The 19,492-nt window shown below is 30.7% G+C and carries 15 protein-coding genes; 6 read left to right on the top strand and 9 right to left on the bottom strand.

Features of this window, described 5'->3' with window-relative positions:
• Positions 1-2,550: a carboxypeptidase-like regulatory domain-containing protein gene (locus KV700_RS06775; RefSeq protein ID WP_218599590.1), complete on the top strand. Its 2,550-nt coding sequence runs from the start codon at positions 1-3 to the stop codon at positions 2,548-2,550.
• 12 nt (positions 2,551-2,562) lie between these two features.
• Here KV700_RS06775 and KV700_RS06770 read toward each other — a convergent pair whose 3' ends face one another.
• Entirely contained in the window at positions 2,563-4,719 is a 2,157-nt protein-coding gene (locus tag KV700_RS06770; protein WP_218599589.1) for a TonB-dependent receptor, read from the bottom strand.
• A gap of 449 nt (positions 4,720-5,168) precedes the next feature.
• On the opposite strand from KV700_RS06770, the gene KV700_RS06765 reads away from it, so the two are divergent.
• Both KV700_RS06765 and KV700_RS06760 read left to right on the top strand, forming a co-directional pair.
• A complete protein-coding gene (locus KV700_RS06765) occupies positions 5,169-6,695 on the top strand; it encodes a hypothetical protein (protein WP_254712990.1) in 1,527 nt (508 codons plus the stop codon).
• Between the two features lie 72 nt (positions 6,696-6,767).
• Positions 6,768-8,591 carry a cytochrome-c peroxidase gene (locus KV700_RS06760; RefSeq protein ID WP_218599588.1) on the top strand — a complete coding sequence of 608 codons (1,824 nt, stop codon included), beginning with the start codon at positions 6,768-6,770 and terminating at the stop codon, positions 8,589-8,591.
• A 204-nt stretch (positions 8,592-8,795) separates the two neighbouring features.
• On the opposite strand, the gene KV700_RS06755 is transcribed toward KV700_RS06760, so the two are convergent.
• The 5 genes from KV700_RS06755 to dnaK all read right to left on the bottom strand — a co-directional run bounded on the left by KV700_RS06755 (position 8,796) and on the right by dnaK (position 13,514).
• Complete coding sequence (locus KV700_RS06755; protein WP_218599587.1) at positions 8,796-9,149, bottom strand: hypothetical protein; 354 nt, start codon at positions 9,147-9,149, stop codon at positions 8,796-8,798.
• A gap of 2 nt (positions 9,150-9,151) precedes the next feature.
• Complete coding sequence (locus KV700_RS06750; protein WP_218599586.1) at positions 9,152-9,460, bottom strand: hypothetical protein; 309 nt, start codon at positions 9,458-9,460, stop codon at positions 9,152-9,154.
• Positions 9,461-10,756 (bottom strand): NAD(P)/FAD-dependent oxidoreductase, encoded by a 1,296-nt coding sequence (locus KV700_RS06745; RefSeq protein ID WP_218599585.1) that lies wholly within the window; start codon positions 10,754-10,756, stop codon positions 9,461-9,463.
• A gap of 73 nt (positions 10,757-10,829) precedes the next feature.
• Complete coding sequence (locus KV700_RS06740) at positions 10,830-11,354, bottom strand: hypothetical protein (protein ID WP_218599584.1); 525 nt, start codon at positions 11,352-11,354, stop codon at positions 10,830-10,832.
• A 258-nt stretch (positions 11,355-11,612) separates the two neighbouring features.
• Positions 11,613-13,514 (bottom strand): molecular chaperone DnaK, encoded by a 1,902-nt coding sequence (gene dnaK / locus KV700_RS06735; RefSeq protein WP_218599583.1) that lies wholly within the window; start codon positions 13,512-13,514, stop codon positions 11,613-11,615.
• A gap of 257 nt (positions 13,515-13,771) precedes the next feature.
• Here dnaK and KV700_RS06730 point away from each other — a divergent pair, with 257 nt between their 5' ends.
• Entirely contained in the window at positions 13,772-14,110 is a 339-nt protein-coding gene (locus KV700_RS06730; RefSeq protein ID WP_166385214.1) for a DUF2853 family protein, read from the top strand.
• An 84-nt stretch (positions 14,111-14,194) separates the two neighbouring features.
• Entirely contained in the window at positions 14,195-15,619 is a 1,425-nt protein-coding gene (locus tag KV700_RS06725) for an L-serine ammonia-lyase (protein WP_166385212.1), read from the top strand.
• A 70-nt stretch (positions 15,620-15,689) separates the two neighbouring features.
• On the opposite strand, the gene yaaA is transcribed toward KV700_RS06725, so the two are convergent.
• From yaaA to KV700_RS06710, 3 genes are all read right to left on the bottom strand, one after another.
• Positions 15,690-16,448 carry a peroxide stress protein YaaA gene (gene yaaA, locus KV700_RS06720; RefSeq protein ID WP_218599582.1) on the bottom strand — a complete coding sequence of 253 codons (759 nt, stop codon included), beginning with the start codon at positions 16,446-16,448 and terminating at the stop codon, positions 15,690-15,692.
• A gap of 147 nt (positions 16,449-16,595) precedes the next feature.
• Positions 16,596-17,636, bottom strand: a complete 1,041-nt coding sequence (locus tag KV700_RS06715) for an RluA family pseudouridine synthase (RefSeq protein WP_218599581.1) — start codon at positions 17,634-17,636, stop codon at positions 16,596-16,598.
• 193 nt (positions 17,637-17,829) lie between these two features.
• Entirely contained in the window at positions 17,830-18,387 is a 558-nt protein-coding gene (locus KV700_RS06710) for a PASTA domain-containing protein (RefSeq protein ID WP_166385206.1), read from the bottom strand.
• Between the two features lie 92 nt (positions 18,388-18,479).
• Here KV700_RS06710 and KV700_RS06705 point away from each other — a divergent pair, with 92 nt between their 5' ends.
• Entirely contained in the window at positions 18,480-19,454 is a 975-nt protein-coding gene (locus tag KV700_RS06705) for a D-alanine--D-alanine ligase (protein ID WP_218599580.1), read from the top strand.
• Positions 19,455-19,492: the final 38 nt, after the last annotated feature.

Genomic DNA, 19,492 nt, shown 5'->3' with positions numbered 1-19,492 from the left:
TTGCAAAAACAGATCTTCTTTTTCTTTTTAATTTTATCCTTAAATATTTTTTCGCAAGAGGATAAACTAAAAGAGACTTCCCTAAAAAAAGTATTAACAACCATTGAAACAAAGTTTCATATAAAGTTTGCGTATGCAAATCATTTAATAAAAGGGAAAAGTATTGTTTTTAATATTGATGATAAAAAAATAGCAGCTATAATTTTAGAATTAAAAAGAGCAATTCATTTAGATATTAAAGAAGTAAGTGATAACAGGTTTTTAATTGTTTTACCACCAAAGGAGATTACTATTTGTGGACAATTACAAAATGCGAATAACATTACAGAAAAATTAAGAGGAGCTTCTATAAAAATAAAAGGGACAAATATTGGTGTACTTTCAAATAATGAAGGTAAGTTTAGTTTTAGTAACATAGAAACTTCTGCTGTTTTAGAAGTCTCTTTTATTGGTTTTAAGACGATAGATATTAGCCTTCATGCATTTATTTTTGAAGACTGCTTATTAATACCAATGCAAGAAGAAGCTACTTTTTTAGAAGAAATAATTATTACTAATTATTTAACAAATTCAATTTCTAAAACAATTGATGGCGCTATTGTATTTAGGCCTAAAAATCAAAATGTACTTCCAGGGCTTACAGAACCAGATGTTTTGCAAAGTGTACAACAATTACCAGGTATTTTAAATGTTGATGAAACTGCTTCTGGTTTGCATGTTCGTGGAGGAACACCAGATCAAAATTTAATACTTTTCGATGGAATTAAATTGTTTAACACCGGTCATTTTTTCGGTGCAATTTCTGCGTTAAATCCATATATAATTGATAAAGTAACGGTGTACAGAACAGCCTCAAATAGCAAATACGGAAATCATATTGCAGGTGTTGTAGATGTAGAAACATCGTCTGACATTGCAACTAAAATATCTGGTTCTGCTGGTTTTAATTTTACGCATGTAGATGCAAATCTTAAAGTACCAATTGATAAAAAGGTAAGTGCAATTCTTTCTGTAAGAAGGTCTATTGCAGATATTGTAAGAACACCAACAATAGATAAATTATCTAACAAAGCTTTTCAGCATTCTTCTGTAACAGAAGACGCTAAAGATGCAGAAGAGTACAATGTTATTAGTGATAATGATTTTAAATTTATAGACTATAATCTTAAAATAAATTACAAACCAACAGAAAATGATTTACTTTCTATAAGTCAGATCGGAATTTTAAATAACTTCGATTATAATTTTCTAAACTTAGATTTAGAAGAAAAAAGATCTGATCATTTAAAATTGAAAAACCTTGGTTATAGTACTCATTGGAACAGAAAATGGACAGAAAAGTTTTCTCAAAACTTAAATGTTAGTTATTCTAAATATAATTTGAATTACAATAATTTAAAGACTTCTAATGATTTAGAATATGCTGAAATAGAAAAGAGAAATGAAGTTGCTAATTTTGAAGTGAAATTAGATTTTTTACAAACAATAGGTGAGTTTCAACAAATGAAATATGGATATCAATACGGATATCAAGATATTTCTTACTTTTTGGAAAGAGAAAATAGCAACCAATTTTCTGGAACTAAATTAACGTTAGATACCAATAGTAATAATATTCATACCTTGTTTAGTGAGTATTCATATAACTTTAAGAAAAAGTATGCGTTAAAAATTGGAGTTCGTGGCAACTATTTTTCATCTATAGATACCTATACTTTAGAGCCAAGAATTTTTATGCAAATAAACGTTTTACCTAAATTCTGGTTAAACAGTTCTTTTGAAGTAAAACAACAAAATATAAGTAAATTATTAGAATTCGATACCATAGATTTTGGTTTAGAAAATCAGCTTTGGGCATTGTCTAACAATGAAGAAATCCCTTTATTAGAAAGTAATCAGTTAACTTTTGGGGCTCTATATTCAGCAAATAATTTTACTATTGATGTAGACTTATATCGAAGAAAAATAAAAGGATTAACTACTTTAACAACGGGGTTCGATAGCTTTATTCAAGAAATTTATACAGGTGAAGCTGTAACGATTGGTTTAGATTTGTTGATAAAAAAAACGTGGCATAATTTTGATACTTGGGTAAGTTACAACACAGGGAGTTCTAGTTTTACATTTAGTGAACTTAATGAAGGAGAAGAATTTAGCGGTAATTTTGATGTCTCTCATTCTTTTTATTGGTCTAATAATTTTAAATATAAAAGCTTTACTTTTTCTACAGGTTTTAGTTATAGAGTTGGTATTCCGTTTTCTTCATCTGGCGGACAAGATGATAATTTTGGTATTATTAGAAATGGAATAAATGATGATCGATTACCTAATTACCATAGATTAGATTTTTCTAGTACCTATGATTTTAGGTTGAATAAAAAAGTAAAGGCCAAAATTGGTCTATCACTATTAAATATTTACAATCAAGAAAACATATTAAAAAGAGAATATGAAAGTAAAAGAACTACTGGTTTTAACGATGTCTTAGTCAAAAACGACACAAAATCTCAAGGTTTTACTCCAAATTTCTTTTTTAGAGTTTCTTTTTAATAAACCTTTCGTTTACAAATTATCTAGCTGATTAGTTTTTTTATGGTTACTTATAGTCCAAAAGAAACCTACAAAAAAGAAGCGATCTGCATTTGGAGTAATTGCTTGTCGCTCGAAATTTCCATTCGGTTCTGCGGAGTTTTTATAGTTGTAACCAAACACATTCTGAGTTCCTAAAACGTTATTTACAGAGAAATATAAAATCTTTTGCTGATCTATTAAATATGCCCAATTTAAACTTAATGAATTGTAGTTTTTTGTTTGATTATTTAAGAATCCCGCTTCGTTAGGATTTGTATAATTTCTGCCAGAAGCAAAGTTATAACTGAAACCAATTTGACTTTTCCAATCTGCTATCCAATGTTTAGCCACCAAAGATAAATTATGTTTAGAAGCAAAATTGGGTCTTGCAGTAGTTGGATAATTTTTATAATCTCTTTCGGTGTCTAAATAAGAGTAAGAAACCCAATAATCGGTGTTTTTAATTTTACCATTTTGTCTCCAGAAAATATCGAGACCTTTAGCAAAACCAGTTCCGTTATTATTAAAGTTGCTTGTAAATATTGGTCGGTTATTATCAAATTTCACCAAGTCTTTGTATTCTTTTAAATAGGCTTCAATTCTAAAAATTTGCCCTTGTTTAGTATGTTGGTAATTGGCGATTAAATGTGAGGTGTTTTCGGCTTTAAAATCTGTATTGAATTTTAAATATTCGTTTTTTGGATTCTGATAAAATTGTCCGTATGCCAATGAAAATTGCGCGTTTTTGTTTACTTTATAAGCTAAAGAGACTCTTGGTGAAATGGTAGACTCCTTTAATAACTCAGAATGTTCTGCACGAACTCCTATTTTTGTTGCCAAGTTTTTAGAGAAGAAAATATCTGTTTCTACAAAGGAAGCAAAGATGTTATTTTGAAATCCATATTCTATTTCATTACTATTATTAGCGGTGTAAGCTTCATTAAAATTGGCCATAAAATATTCTGAACCAAAACTAACTTTAAATCGGTTAGAAAACTGTTTTTTAAGCTTCACTTTAAAGTGCATCGAGTTTTCATTGTCTGTTACTAAATCGTCAATAATTTTAAGGTTAGAATGATCGTTTGTAAAACTAAACCCCGTTTCTATTCTCCAATTATCTCCAAACTTATTCTTATAAGAGGTATTAAAATAGAGGTTTCTGTTTTTTAATCCGAAGTAAAAACCTTCATCATAATTAATATTATCCTGTATAACATCAAAATCTGTATAACTAAATGCGCCATACAATTTTAACAAAGATTCATTTTTAAATTTATGTCTATACACCATTTCTCCACTTAAAGACTGTACCGGATTTTTCCATGTATTTCTATCAGGAAAAGCTTCTTGATAAGGCGCCAGATTAATGTAAGATGTATTTATACTAAATGAGTTGTTTTCCCAAATTTGTGTATTTCCAACGCCTAAACCTAAAGTCATAAAAGAAACGTCTGTTTTTTCTTCTGTAGGTTCATCAATAGTATTTAACTGTAAAACACCAGACAATGCTTGTCCGTATTCTGCAGAATATCCTCCAGTAGAAAATGAAATTCCTTTAAATAAGAAAGGAGAAAAGCGTCCACGACTAGGAATGTTATTTGCACTTGGCGTATACGGTGTAAAAACACGAATTCCATCCACAAAAATCTGAGTTTCTTCTGCTTCACCACCACGCACAAATAATCGTCCATCTTCATCTACCGTAGAAGTTCCAGGAAGTGTTTGCAAAGCACCCATAACATCACCCAAAGCACTTGCCGTGGTAACAATGTCTAAGGGTTTAAGAACAGTCACTTTTGCTTTTTCGTTGGCTTCAAAAGTTCCTGCATTAATAACTACAGCGCCTAGAGAGCTTACATCATCTCTTAATTTTATTTTTAAATTTTTAAGTGATGAAACATCCGCAGTTTTTATAAAAGGTTCAAAAGAAATAAAAGAAATGACTAAGTTTTGAGTTCCTTTCTCATCAGTTTTGAAAGAGAATTCTCCTTTATCGTTGGTCGAAGTTCCATCATACGTTCCATCTAAATAAACATTCGCTCCATTGATAGGATTGTTTTTAGCATCGGTTACATTTCCTGAGATGGTGTTTTGTGCAATTGTAGATAATTGGCAGCTTAAAAATATAAAAAGTAGAATATGTTTCATCTTGTTTGGTTTGGTGCTACAAAGATGTGATGTTATTCATGCTAAAAATAAAAACAAATACTGAGTTGTATTTTTTAAATGATGAGTTGTAAAACTTTTATATAATAAGAAAAACTGTTTTTAATTTTCTAAATGAACGTTTTTGAATGTGATGAATATCTTTTTTTACAAATTTCAGTAAGCCTATAAATTTATCTTATCTAAGTTTTTTTAGTTTGTTGAAAATGAGTAATCCACCGTAGGTTGTCTTTGTAAAGAAAAGAGTATCATCCTTCTTTTCTTTATGTTTACTTAATGTTGTAGCTAGAATTTTACCTATCCGTTAATATTTATTTAACGTTTTTAACAGTAAGGTTACTCAAGATTAAAGGAACAGTAATACTTAGTTAATATTTAATAAGGCTTCAAAAGATATTTTTGTAACCAATTAATTAACCATAATAAATTAAATGATGAACAAGTACATTAAATTATTTTTATTCCTTTTTGTTACAACTTCTGTAAGTACAGTTTTAACTAGTTGTAATCCCGAAGATGGTGTGGATGGTATTGACGGAGTTGATGGCGTTAATGGATCGGACGGTTCAGACGGTAAAGATTTTACACCTTCTCCAGAAATGTTTTCTAACAAATCTTCTTTAGCTCCTTTAGTAACATTAAATCCAGATTTTAGTTCTGTTGAAGCTTTTTCGTTATTAAGTTCTACAGATGTACTTTCTAACGGTTTCCGTTTAGTTGGTGCACAAGATGGTGCTGGATTTTTAAAAGATGGAGATGAGTACATCTATGTGGTAAATGCAGAAGATGATTACGCAGTTTCTAGAATTCGTTTTGACAAAGACCTAAATCCTATAGAAGGAGATTGGTTATTAAATAGTGGTGTTGCAGATTATGCAAGACAATGCTCTGGAACTATGTGGGAAGCGGCAGTTCACGGTGGAGATAAAGATATCTTTTTATCTGCTTCAGAGAGTTATGCTAATGATGTAAAAGGTATAGACCCTTGGGTTGAAACACCTACACCTACAGCAGATTTTGGTTTAGATGCTTTAGGTGAATTTTCTTGGGAAAATGCAGTGCCTTTACCACAAGGAGCGTATGCTGGTAAAACAGTAATTGTTGGAGGCGATGATGATTCTGATGGGTCTGAAGGACAGGTTATTATGTATGTTTCTGAAAATGGAGATGCCGATTTAGAAAACGGAAAAGTATATGTTTTAAGATTTAAACAAGTGTCTAACGGGGCAGGTGGAGCAATGGATGTTGCTGCTAATACTGTTTATAATGAAGGAAGTTTAGATTTTTCTAAATCGTATGATATAGAATTTGTTGAAATTGTTGATGGAGCTAGTTTAACTAAAGGTGAAATGGAAACAGCTTGTACAAATGTGTTTGCTTCTCAGTTTATGCGAGTAGAAGATGTAGATTATAGAAAAGGTAGCGATGCCAATGCAAGAGAGGTGTTTTTTGCAGTAACTGGTAGAGGTCCAGGAAGAGGAACTTATAATGATTGGGGTACAGTTTACAAAATTGAATTAGATGCAACCAATCCATTAGAAGGTAAATTAACGCAAATTATTAGCGGTAATACAGATACTAATAATATGGATGGTAATCTATCAGAATTACAAAGTCCAGATAATCTTTGTGTAACAGAAAACTATATTTATACGCAAGAAGATCCAAACTCTTTTTCTAGAAATCATGCTGCTCAAATTTATCAAAGTGATTTAAATGGTAACAACACTAAAGTTGTTTTATCATTAAAAATTGAAAGCAACTTAGACCCAAAAGGTTCTACAGGTTTTTCTGGTGAGTTTGGTGCATTAACGGATATTTCTGATAAAGTAGGAGTACCAGGTACTTTTATGTTAAACCTACAACCACATTATTGGAAAAGTGATGATTTTGTTTCAAGCAGTTTACCACATAATGAAGGTGGGCAAATTGTGTTGTTAAAAGGATTAGATAGATAATATAGACCATATTTTAAATAGTAAGAATCTTCATTTTTATAATGAAGATTCTTTCATTTTATAACTTTCAACATGTTTAGATATTTTAAATCGTTATTTTTTTTATTAACTGGTATTCTTTTAATATCCTGTAATCAGGATAAAAAAGAAATGATTCCTATTGTTAATTGGTCTTTTGCTCAAGAGTACTATGCTCAAAATTTAGATATTGCTTTGCTGTATATAGATAGCTTAGAAGTTGAAGGAATGCATGGCCAAAAATCAAAAAAGTATTTTGCGTTATCTAGAGCCGCATTTAAAAAAGCAGAACCTTATGCCTCTTACTTAAACCCAGAAGTTGGTCACAGAGCTAACGGACCTGCTTTATCAATTTATAAGGATGATACTGGTAAAATAATAAAACCAGTAGGGTATCAAAAAATAGAAGAAAGTGTTTTTGATGATGAAACTACAGAAGCAGATTTTAAACAAGAATTGTATGTGCAAAAGGGCTTGCTTTCAAACCTAAAAAAAGGGATTCTAAAACGACCATTAAATCCGCAACGTTTTTTTATAGCAACACATCAGCAGCTTTTAAGAATTGTAAGTTTGGCTATTTCTGGTTTTGATACACCCGTAAGTCATTTAGGAATTAAGGAAACGATTATTTCCTTAGAAAGTTTACAAAATGTTTATAAGGAAACAATACAGGGTGTTGTAAAAGAGAAAAATAAGGAGTTAGACGCTGCTTTTAACAGTAATATTGAAAACGCTATTTCGTTTATTAAAACAAATGAAGATTTTGATACGTTCGACCGTTTTACATTTACAAGAGATTATATGAATTCAATTACTAGAAATTGGGTTGAAATAAGAAAAGTGAGTGCGCTTTGGAAACCCATAAATACAACGCCTTTTAATTTTGATGCGCCTACCTTTTTTGAAGATAATAGCTTTAATCTAAATTATTTTACGCCAGCGATCAACCAAAATCCAACCGATAAACAAATAGCTTTAGGAAGAAAATTATTTTCAGATCCTAAACTTTCCGAAAATGGAAAAATGGCTTGTGTTAGCTGTCATTTAGAAGACAAAGGTTATGCAGATAATGTCGATTTTAATTCAGATAATCAGGGGAATCCTTTGCAAAGAAATACACCAACACTTATCAATACTGCTTTTCAACAAAGTTTCTTTTTAGATGGAAGGTCAAATACATTAATAGATCAAATTTCAGCTGTTTTTACAAACGATAAAGAGTTTAATTCTAACGTTCATAAATTTTCTAATGCTATTTTAAAAGATTCAACGTATACATCTCTTTTTAAAGATGCTTTTGGTAAAGTATCCTCTAATAATACAGATGTTATAAAAGCAATTTCATCTTATGTTTCCACTTTAAATGGTTTCAATTCTAAATTTGATAAAAATATTAGAGGAGAAGAAAATAATTTTTCTGATGAAGAAAAACTTGGGTATAACTTATTTATGGGAAAAGCTTTATGTGCCACTTGCCATTTTATGCCGTTAACAAATGGTACAGTACCTCCATTTTTTACGGAGACAGAAAAAGAAGTTATTGGAGTTCCGGAAACAGCAGAAAATAAAAAATTAGATGATGATTTAGGATTTTATTGGAGCTTTAAAGAAGAACTGCATAAGGGAATGTTTAAAACACCTTCTATAAGAAATATTGAATTAACTGCTCCGTATATGCACAACGGTGTTTACAATACTTTAGAGCAAGTAGTAGAGTTTTATAACCTTGGCGGTGGAGGTGGATTAGGTTTTGATTTGGAGCACCAAACCTTACCTTTTGATGAATTGAATTTAACTGCAGAAGAACAAAATGCTATTGTAGCTTTTATGAAAACTTTGACGGAAACGCTTGATGAAAATTATGATGAGCATGAATAGCTAATTCATCGTATTTTATTTTTTGATATCTTCTTTAGAGTGATTTTTTGATTGATCAAATTAACATTTTAAAGAAGATATTCTTTTTCTATACTACGTGGTTTTAAGTAAAATGTTTTAAAAGGTAGATAAAGTATTAAAACGTATCCTTTTTTCTATGGATAAAAATCTGTAATACTTCATACATTTCAACTTTATCAGAATTCATTTTTTAGTTTTTTGAAAATAGTAGAATATAAAACCGCTTGTAAAATAAAGAATAATATCAATAAAGTCTTTGGTATATCTTGCTAAATATGTAGAGAAAATAAACTCAAACAATAAGCTATATAAAAAGCAGACATATAAAATGATAGGTAAACTCAAAGTATATTTTTTATCATTTTTAGACCATTTTAAAACATACAAACAGATATAAAGTACAATGGGAATAATTAAAAAATCATTTACATAATGACGAACAATTCTTGGTAATTGAACATTAAAAAAGGAACAGAAATAGATAAAAGTACCTGTACTTATTGAAAATATAAAATAGTAAAAAAGTGTTTTTTTCATATTTAACCCGCAGCAACCATTGCAACTAACCAAGCTAAACCAGCACCAATAATACTAACAATTGTAAAGGCAGAATATAAAATCCATCCAATAATTTTATAAAAAATATTAGAATGGTTTTTTAATCTTTCCGTTAAATTAGGATTTTCTCTTTCATAAATAACCTTATCAATTTCTTTTTGCTTTACAATGTTGGCTTTGAATTCTCTTTTCTTTTGATGAGAAATTAGGGTGTTGCAGTTTGTGCAATACTCTTTATTAGTATTGAAAACCCCACAGTTCGGACATTTTATAATTCTTTTTTCAGCCATTTATTTTCTAAAACTAAAGCTGTTTTTATTCTTATAAGGCCTAATAATTAAACGTGTTTCTCTATCAAAACGAATGTAATTATACACCCAATTTAGAAAAACAATGGCTTTATTTCTAAAACCAATTAAAGAAAATAAGTGGACAAACATCCAAACAAACCAAGCAAAAACTCCTTGAAATTTCCAGTTTTTTAAATCTACAACCGCTTTATTACGTCCAATAGTTGCCATGGAGCCTTTGTCTTTATAAACAAATGCTTCTTGTTTTTTATTGAAGAGTTTTGCCAATATGTTTTTTGCAACTAATCTACCTTGCTGAATTGCAGGTTGTGCCATCATTGGGTGTCCGTAAGGATTTTTCTCTGAAGACATACAAGCAACATCACCAATTGCATATACGTTTGGGTGCCCTAAGACTTGATTGTATTCATTTACTTTTATTCTTGCGGCTCTTTCTATAACACATTCTGTGTTCAGGCCATCAATCATTTCACCTTTTACACCTGCAGCCCAAATAACAGTTTCTGCTCTAAAATGATCTACACCATTTGTCGTTACTGTTTTTCCATCATAATCTAAAACACGCAAGTTTTTCCAAACATGAACGCCTAGTTTTATTAGAAAATCTTCTGCTTTTTCAGAAGCTTTTGCGCTCATTCCTTTTAAAATACATTCAGAACTTTGAATTAAGTTTATCTGCATTTGTCGGATATCTAAATCAGGGTAATCTTTAGGTAAGATTCCTTTTTTCATTTCGGCCAAAGCACCAGCTAATTCTACACCTGTTGGTCCACCACCAACAATTACAAAATTCATTAAAGCATTTCTTTCTTCAATATTTGAAGTTAATAAAGCTTCTTCAAAATTTTCTAAAATTAAACTTCTAATATTTAAAGATTGCGGAATGGATTTCATTTCCATCGTGTGTTTTTGGATGTTTGTATTTCCAAAAAAGTTGGTTGTAGAACCTGTAGCAATAATTAATTCATCGTATTCTAAGTTTCCTATAGAAGTTTCAATGGTATTATTTTCAGGGTTTATTTTTACTACTTCTGTTAGTCTAAAATAAAAATTATCTACATCGTTAAAACGCTTTCTTAACGGAAAAGCAATAGAATCTGGTTCTAAACCACCTGTTGCAACTTGATATAACAAAGGTTGAAACGTGTGATAATTATGTTTGTCTATTAAAACAACCTGTAGTTCTTGTTCTTCTAACCCTCTGGCTGCTGCCAAACCAGCAAATCCGCCACCAATAATTACAACTCTAGGGAAACTTGTTTGTGGAATGTTCATTTCTTATTAGATGTTTAAAAAGTGGTGTTATTAGATTTTTAGAAAAGCAAATTTACTGAAAAGTGATGGTTTCTTATTTGAAACTTCTTTTTATTTCTGGAAGTGATTTCTTTGAACTTATAAATTCTGTAATCACTTTAAATCGAATAGTGTCTATATCATCTTCAAAATAGTTTGCCCATTTTGTTTCTTTAAATAAAATTGAGATTTGTTTTGTTTTTTGTTGTGCTTCATTTAAAGTAAAAAGTAAGTTATTGGCACCTGTTTCTTTAGGTTGAATTCTCGCTGTTTTTTCTTCAAAATTGACATCAATAAAAAATATTTTTTCAGTAGAATTGATAGGGTAAAAGTCCTTCCATTTTGCAAAACCAATCACTATTTGTTGGTTTTTATAATCTTCGTTAGCAATTAATTTCCATCTGCAATTTGCCACACGTCCCCAATGATTAGATTTTCTATACACACCTTCATCTGTATAGAAATACATACTTTCTGATTTGCTTTTATAATTGGTGTTTTCTGGAAATTGAAAATTATCAACTTGGTTAAATTCGCAGAAGGTATGTTTAAAGAAGTTGGTTTTGTTGTAGGTTTTCAAAAATTTTCTTTTTAATAATTTAGACCCTTCAGGTTTTTAAAACCTGAAGGGTCTTTTTTTTGTGGCAAATTTAATAAAGGAATCTGAATTATCGTATAGAGTTTGCTTCGTTCCTCGCAATGACGCATAAAAAAACGCAATCAAATTAATGATTGCGTTTTAGTTATTTTAAGAAAAAATGTTTTTCTTTTTAGAAGATCTCTCTTTTATCGGGATAAGTTCAATAACGAATTTTGATTTATCAAAATTCTATTTCACTTACTTTACTTCTTCGAAATCTACATCTTCAACATTGTCTCCCTGAGCATCAGCTTCTGGTTGACCTTGTTGTGCACCAGCATCAGCTCCTGCAGCACCACCTTGAGCAGCATACATCTCTTCAGATGCAACCTTCCAAGCTTCATTGATAGTTGCTAAAGCAGTATCAATTAAAGTTAAATCTTGAGATAAGTGAGCAGCTTTTAATTCTACTAAAGCAGCTTCGATTGGTGCTTTTTTATCCGCAGATAATTTATCACCAAATTCAGTTAATTGCTTTTCTGTTTGAAAAATCATAGAATCTGCTTCATTGATTTTTTCTGCAGTTTCTTTTGCTTTTTTATCCGCATCAGCATTTTCTTCTGCATCTTGCTTCATTTTTGCAATTTCATCTTCAGATAAACCAGAAGAAGCTTCAATTCTAATCTCGTGAGATTTGTTTGTTCCTTTGTCTAAAGCAGAAACTTTAATAATACCATTTGCATCAATATCAAAAGTTACTTCTACTTGAGGTACACCTCTTTGTGCAGGAGGTAAACCATCTAAATGGAAACGACCAATAGTATTGTTATCTGCAGCCATAGCTCTTTCACCTTGTAATACGTGAATTTCTACTGATGGTTGGTTGTCTACTGCTGTAGAGAATACTTGAGATTTTTTTGTAGGAATTGTTGTGTTTGCATCAATTAATTTTGTGAAAACATTCCCCATAGTTTCAATACCTAAAGATAAAGGTGTAACGTCTAATAACAATACATCTTTAACATCTCCAGATAAAACTCCACCTTGAATAGCAGCTCCTAAAGCAACAACTTCATCAGGGTTTACACCTTTACTTGGTGCTTTTCCAAAGAATTTTTCAACAGCTTCTTGTACAGCAGGTATTCTTGTAGAACCACCAACTAAAATAACTTCATCAATATCAGAAATAGTTAAATCAGCATTTTTTAATGCAGTTTGACAAGGCTCGATAGTTCTTTTTACTAAATCGTCAATTAATTGCTCAAATTTAGATCTAGATAAAGTTCTTACCAAGTGTTTTGGTCCACTAGCAGTAGCAGTAACATAAGGTAAGTTAACTTCTGTAGAAGCAGAAGAAGATAATTCAATCTTCGCTTTTTCTGCAGCTTCTTTTAAACGTTGTAAAGACATTGGGTCTTTACGTAAGTCTAAATCTTCATCCGCTTTAAACTCATCTGCTAACCAGTTAATGATTTTTTCATCAACATCATCACCACCTAAATGTGTATCACCAGCTGTAGCTAATACTTCAAAAACACCATCTCCTAATTCTAAGATAGAAACATCATGTGTTCCACCACCAAAATCAAAAACAGCAATTTTTTTATCGTCGTTAGACTTGTCTAAACCATAAGCTAATGCTGCAGCTGTTGGTTCGTTTATCATTCTTTTTACAGTTAAACCTGCAATTTCACCAGCTTCTTTTGTAGCTTGTCTTTGTGCATCGTTAAAATATGCTGGTACAGTAATAACTGCTTCAGTAACCTCAGTTCCTAAATAATCTTCAGCAGTTTTTTTCATTTTCTGTAACACCATTGCAGAAATTTCTTGAGGTGTATATAAACGACCATCAATATCTACTCTAGGTGTATCATTATCTCCTCTTACAACTTTATAAGGTACTCTTCCTGCTTCTTTTGTAGATTCAGAAAATTTGTTACCCATAAAACGTTTAATAGAATAAACAGTTTTTGTTGGGTTTGTTACAGCTTGTCTTTTAGCTGGGTCACCAATTTTACGTTCTCCTCCTTCTACAAAGGCAACGATAGATGGTGTAGTTCTTTTTCCTTCTGCGTTAGGGATTACAACTGGCTCGTTTCCTTCCATTACAGAAACACAAGAGTTTGTTGTACCTAAATCAATTCCAATAATTTTACTCATAATATTTATTTTAATAAATTTTAATTCAATTTTACATTTTCTATTAGGCAAATGCTGTGCCAACCGCTTTTATACTAGCAAATGTCAGTTATTTTAAAAAAAAATTTTAAATTAATGTGACATAATGACACAAAATGTATCTAATAGATTGGATAGGAAGAATATTTGAATATAATTTTTAATTCCTTATATTTGGATAGTTCTATTTGAGATAAAGTAAATCTATAAGTTATAATCTAAAATTCTAAAAAAAAATCATGAGTAAATTTGACGAAAAAGTAGCGCAGTATTCTAAGTTTATGGACGATAAAGGTCTAAAATATGATGCAGACTTATTAAAGGCTGTAACAAAGGGATTAGGTCCATCTATTTATAAAAAAGATGCTGAAACCGTGTCTGGTTCAGATGCAAAAGAATTGTTAACGGTTAAAAATAATTTTTTAATTAAAAAGTTAGGTTTAGCAGATGGTCCAAAATTAGATGAAGCGATCAATAAAGTAGTGGAGGCAATTGGTAAATCTGAAAGAAATAAATACAGAGCAGTCTTTTATTATATGTTAGCTGTAGAATTTGGAAAGGAATCGATATACAACTAATATAAAATATAATTTTAATAAAAAAATCCAACTCATTGAGTTGGATTTTTTACATTTACCACAATTCTTAATTAAATCTTACGAATGTCGCAATTTATTAGTGTTTTTGATATGCTCAAAATAGGTGTTGGTCCCTCAAGTTCTCATACACTTGGGCCTTGGCGAGCTGCCGAACAATGGATCCGTCAATTAAAAGAAAATGAAAATTTTCATTTAGTTGATGCAATTCAGGTAGATTTATATGGTTCTCTATCTTTAACAGGTAAGGGGCACGCTACCGATTTGGCAATTCAATTAGGGTTAACAGGAGCAGATCCAGAATACCTGCCTATTGAAAACATTGCTACTATTATTGATGACATTAAGGAATTAAAAATACTTTCTTTAAACGGAGAAAAAGAAGTGCCTTTCTATAAAGAATCTATTGTATTTAATAGAGCATTTTTACCATTTCATGCAAACGGAATTACTTTTAGAGGTTTTTTTAAAGGTGATGAAATTTCTACACAAACCTATTTTTCTATTGGAGGAGGTTTTATTGTGCAAGAAAATGATCATTTAGAAGAAGAAATAGAAATCAATAAAAAGAATTTTCCTTTTCCAATCAATAGGGCTTTACAACTAGAAGAGTATTGTGAAAAAGAAAATTTATTAATTTCTGATATCGTTCTTCTAAATGAATTAGAATTAAATTCTGCAGAACATATAGATAAAGAATTGCACAGAATTTGGGATACGATGCTAGAATGTATGTTTACAGGCTGTCATACAGAAGGAAGGCTTCCTGGAGGTTTAAATGTAAAAAGACGTGCTTTTGATACACATAAAAAATTAATAAAAGATACCAGTTATACAAACCCAAAAGAATGGTTAACTGCCATAAGAAGCACAGAAGTAAAATTTAGAGAAATTTTAAAATGGGTTAGTTGTTTTGCATTGTCTGTAAATGAGGTAAACGCCGCTTTGGGTAGAGTAGTTACCGCACCAACAAACGGAAGTGCAGGTGTTATTCCGGCAGTTTTAATGTATTATATGGTGATAGAAAATCATGAAGCCGATTTTAGTCACGTTAAAAAATTCTTATTAACGGCTGGTGAAATTGGGAGTGTTTTTAAGAAAAATGCTACAATCTCAGCAGCAATGGGAGGTTGTCAGGCAGAAATAGGTGTTTCTTCTGCAATGGCAGCAGCAGCTTTAACAGAATTATTAGGCGGTACAGCAGCACAATGTTTGTCGGCTGCAGAAATTGCTATGGAACATCATTTAGGTTTAACCTGCGATCCTATTGCTGGTTTGGTACAGGTGCCTTGCATAGAACGTAATTCTATGGGCGCAATAAAAGCGATTCATGCCGCTGAAATTGCTTTAGAAACAGATCCTAAAGAAGCTTTGGTGCATTTAGACAGTGTAATAGATACCATGTGGGAAACCGCAAAAGACATGAATAAAAATTACAAAGAAACCTCAGAAGGTGGTTTGGCAGTTACCGTGAGAATTGTAGATTGTTAATCAGTCTTCAGTTAGCAGTCGTCAGTCAGTTTGTGACAGCAAACTGCGTACTGAAGACTGCTAACTTTTTTTAACGTGTAAAAACCAAATCATTTCCAGAAGATAACTCTTCAGAAAAACGGTATTTATCAACATTAAAACCTTTTAAATCTTCTATAGTTTTAACGTTATTGTCAATAATATAACGCACCATTAAACCACGAGCCATTTTAGCGTAGGTCATTACAATTTTATATTCTCCGTTTTTATAATCTTTAAAAATAGGTGTAACCATTGGTACTTTTAAAACCTTTTTAGGAATTACTTTAAAGTATTCTGTACTTGCTAAATTTACTAATAATTCTCCGTCTTCTAATTCTTCATTTAATGCATTGGCAACAGTATCACCCCAAAACTTGTACAAATTTTCTTTAGTACCTACTTTTAAACGAGTTCCCATTTCTAAACGATACGGCTGAATTAAATCTAAAGGTTTTAATAAACCGTATAAACCAGATAAAATTCTTAAGTTGTTTTGAAGTAAAGGTATTTTTTCTTCTTCAATAGAGTTTACATCAATCCCTTTAAAAACAGCACCTGTAAAAGAGTAAATAGCTTGCTTTGCATTGTCTTTGGTAAAAGGAGTTGCCCAAGTTTGATTTCTATCATAATTTAAAGCAGACAAATCATCAGAAATTTTCATCAACTCAGATAAGTTTTTTTTAGAAAGTGTTTTTAGTTTCTTATTTAACTTTTCAGATTGGTCTAAAAAACGAGGTTGCGTATGTAAACTTGTAGGTACTTTACTTTCGAAATCTAAAGATTTTGCTGGTGATATTATGATTTTCATATAATGTAATTCAGAAATAATTAAAGTATAAAAATACAAATGTTTATAGATTTCTTAAATGTATTTTAAGAGTAATATTTAATACTGTTATAATTATTTGTAATAGTTATAGTGTTTTTTGATAAGTAATTTCTTTTTTAAAATTAGTTAATCTAAATCTATATCCTTAGAATTCTCAGAGTAGGTTCTCCATTTTTCTAAACACTCTGTAATATCTGACGGTACTTCAGAATTAAAACGCATAAACTCACCCGTTTTAGGGTGCGTAAATCCTAATGTTTTTGCATGCAACGCTTGTCTTGGTAATACTTTAAAACAGTTGTTTACAAATTGCTTGTATTTGGTAAACGTTGTACCTTTTAAAATATCATCTCCACCATAACGCTCATCATTAAAAAGGGTATGTCCAATATGTTTAAAATGCGCTCTAATTTGGTGTGTTCTACCAGTTTCTAGTTTACATTGTACCAAAGTAACATACGTTAAACGCTCTAAAACTTTGTAATGTGTAACAGCATGTTTTCCAAAATCACCATCAGGAAAAACAGCCATTTGCAAACGGTTTTTTAAACTACGTCCTATATTTCCAATAATAGTACCTTCATTATCCTCTACATTTCCCCAAACTAAAGCATAATACAAACGCTCTGTAGTTCTGTCAAAAAACTGTTTCGATAAATGTGCCATTGCAAATTCTGTTTTTGCAACTACTAATAATCCACTAGTATCTTTATCAATTCTGTGCACCAAACCTGGTCTTTCGTTAGAATTGGTTGGTAAGTTTTCTATATGATGAATTAAGCCATTCACTAAAGTCCCAGAATAATTTCCGTGACCAGGATGCACTACCATACCTGCAGGTTTGTTTACTACAATTACCGTGTCATCTTCATAAACAATGTCTAAAGGAATGTCTTCTGCCACCAATAAGTTTTCTGCTGGCGGATATGATAAAACAACTCTAACAACATCATTTGGTTTTACTTTATGATTCGATTTTACAACCGCATCATTCACTAAAATATTACCTGCTTTTGCTGCTTGTTGAATTTTATTTCTGGTAGCGTTTTCTACAAAATTCATTAAAAATTTATCTACTCTTAAAGGTTCTTGTCCTTCACTAGCTGTAAATCTATGATGTTCGTACAAATCGTCGTTTTCTATATCTTGAGGTTGATTTTCTTGCAAAATTTATTTTTTAAGTCGAAGTAAATATTCATCGAATATCAACCTTTAACAGTTTAATTTTTTATTTTTGAATACTGAATACTGAATACTGAATACTGAATACTGAATACTGAATACTGAATACTGAATACTGAATACTGAATACTGAATACTGAATACTGAATACTGAATACTGAATACTGAATACTGAATACTAGTTCCCGTTTCCGTCACCTAAAACTAAATCTACAATAGAGTTTAAGGGTAATTTATCTCCGTGATTTAGAATTTCTCCTTTGTAGCGCAATCCACGTACAACATCTTTACCAATATCTCTAACAGAAATTGGGTTTGTACCAATATTAAAACCAATTGAGCGTAAATGAGAAGTAGCTTGTCTCTTAGTTCTTCCGTTTAAATCAGGAACAGTAACATCTCTATATTTAGATGGGTTTAATGTTAAGTAAATTTTACGTTTTTCTTTTACAAAATCTCCTGTTTCTGGAGATTGCTCAATGACAGATTTTTTTGGATAATCTGGATTGTAACTCGCGCTATCTATAACAATAAAATCTAGATTTAATTCTTCTAACTTTAGTTTTACATTTTCTAAAGACATTTTATGTAAGTTAGGAACTTGAATTTTTTGATGATGATTGGTAGAATAGCCTAACCAATATTTTAAGGCAAAAATAAATACCAATAAACCTACAATTGCAATAGCAACTTGTATAAAAAAGGATTTACTTTTAATAAATTGAAAAATACTCATTTTTTGATTTTTAGAACGCACAAAGATATAAAAACTAAACGTTGCTATTTCTATATTTATTTTGATAAATTTGTTTTATTATTTTAGAATCCATGAAACAGAATATTGCTATTGTAATGGGTGGTTATTCATCCGAAGTTAATATTTCCCTAACCAGCGGAAATGTAGTGTACAACCACTTAAATAAAGAGAAATACAATCCGTATAGAGTCCATATTTTAAAAGATAAATGGGTTGCATTAGATGCTGATAATAAAGAATATTTAATAAATAAAAGTAATTTTTCTTTTAATCTTAATGGTACGCCTGTTATTTTCGATTGTGTTTTTAACGCAATTCATGGTGCGCCAGGAGAAAACGGAACCTTGTTAGCGTATTTAAAATTGATTAATTTAAAACACACTTCTGCTCCTTTTTATCAAATGGCATTAACTTTTAATAAACGAGACACGTTAAGTGTTGTTAAAGAATATGGCGTTAAAACGGCACTTTCTGTTTATTTAAATAAAGGAGATGTTGTAGATTTAGACGCTATAATTAGCAAAGTTGGGTTGCCTTGTTTTGTAAAACCAAATAATGCGGGTTCTAGCTATGGAATTTCTAAAGCACATACAAAAGCAGAAATGTTGCCTGCTCTAGAAAAAGCCTACAAGGAAGATTCAGAAATTTTAATTGAATCTTTTTTAGACGGACCAGAAGTTTCGGTTGGGGTTATTCAGTATAAAGGAGAAACAAAAGTATTACCAATTACAGAAATTGTTACAGAAAATGATTTCTTTGATTATGAAGCTAAATACGAAGGGAAATCTCAAGAGATTACTCCTGCTAGAATTTCTGATGAAGAAAAAATTAAAGTAGAAGAAATAGCTATAAAGGTATATAAAATTTTAAATATGTCTGGTTTTTCACGTTCAGAATATATTTTAGTGAACGGAGAACCGCATTTCTTAGAAATGAATACAGTGCCCGGTTTAACCGAAAATAGTATTTTACCGCAACAAGCAAAAGTAGCAGGTATTTCTTTAGAAGAGTTATTTGATAACGCAATAGAATCGGCTTTTTTATAGAAGCAAGATTATCACAGTTGTGTCGTTGAATCAGGATG

The organism is Polaribacter sp. NJDZ03, assembly GCF_019263805.1.
In the GTDB taxonomy this organism is placed as follows: domain Bacteria; phylum Bacteroidota; class Bacteroidia; order Flavobacteriales; family Flavobacteriaceae; genus Polaribacter.
Note: the sequence above shows the minus strand (reverse complement) of the source record. Positions and strands in the feature narration are given on the sequence as shown.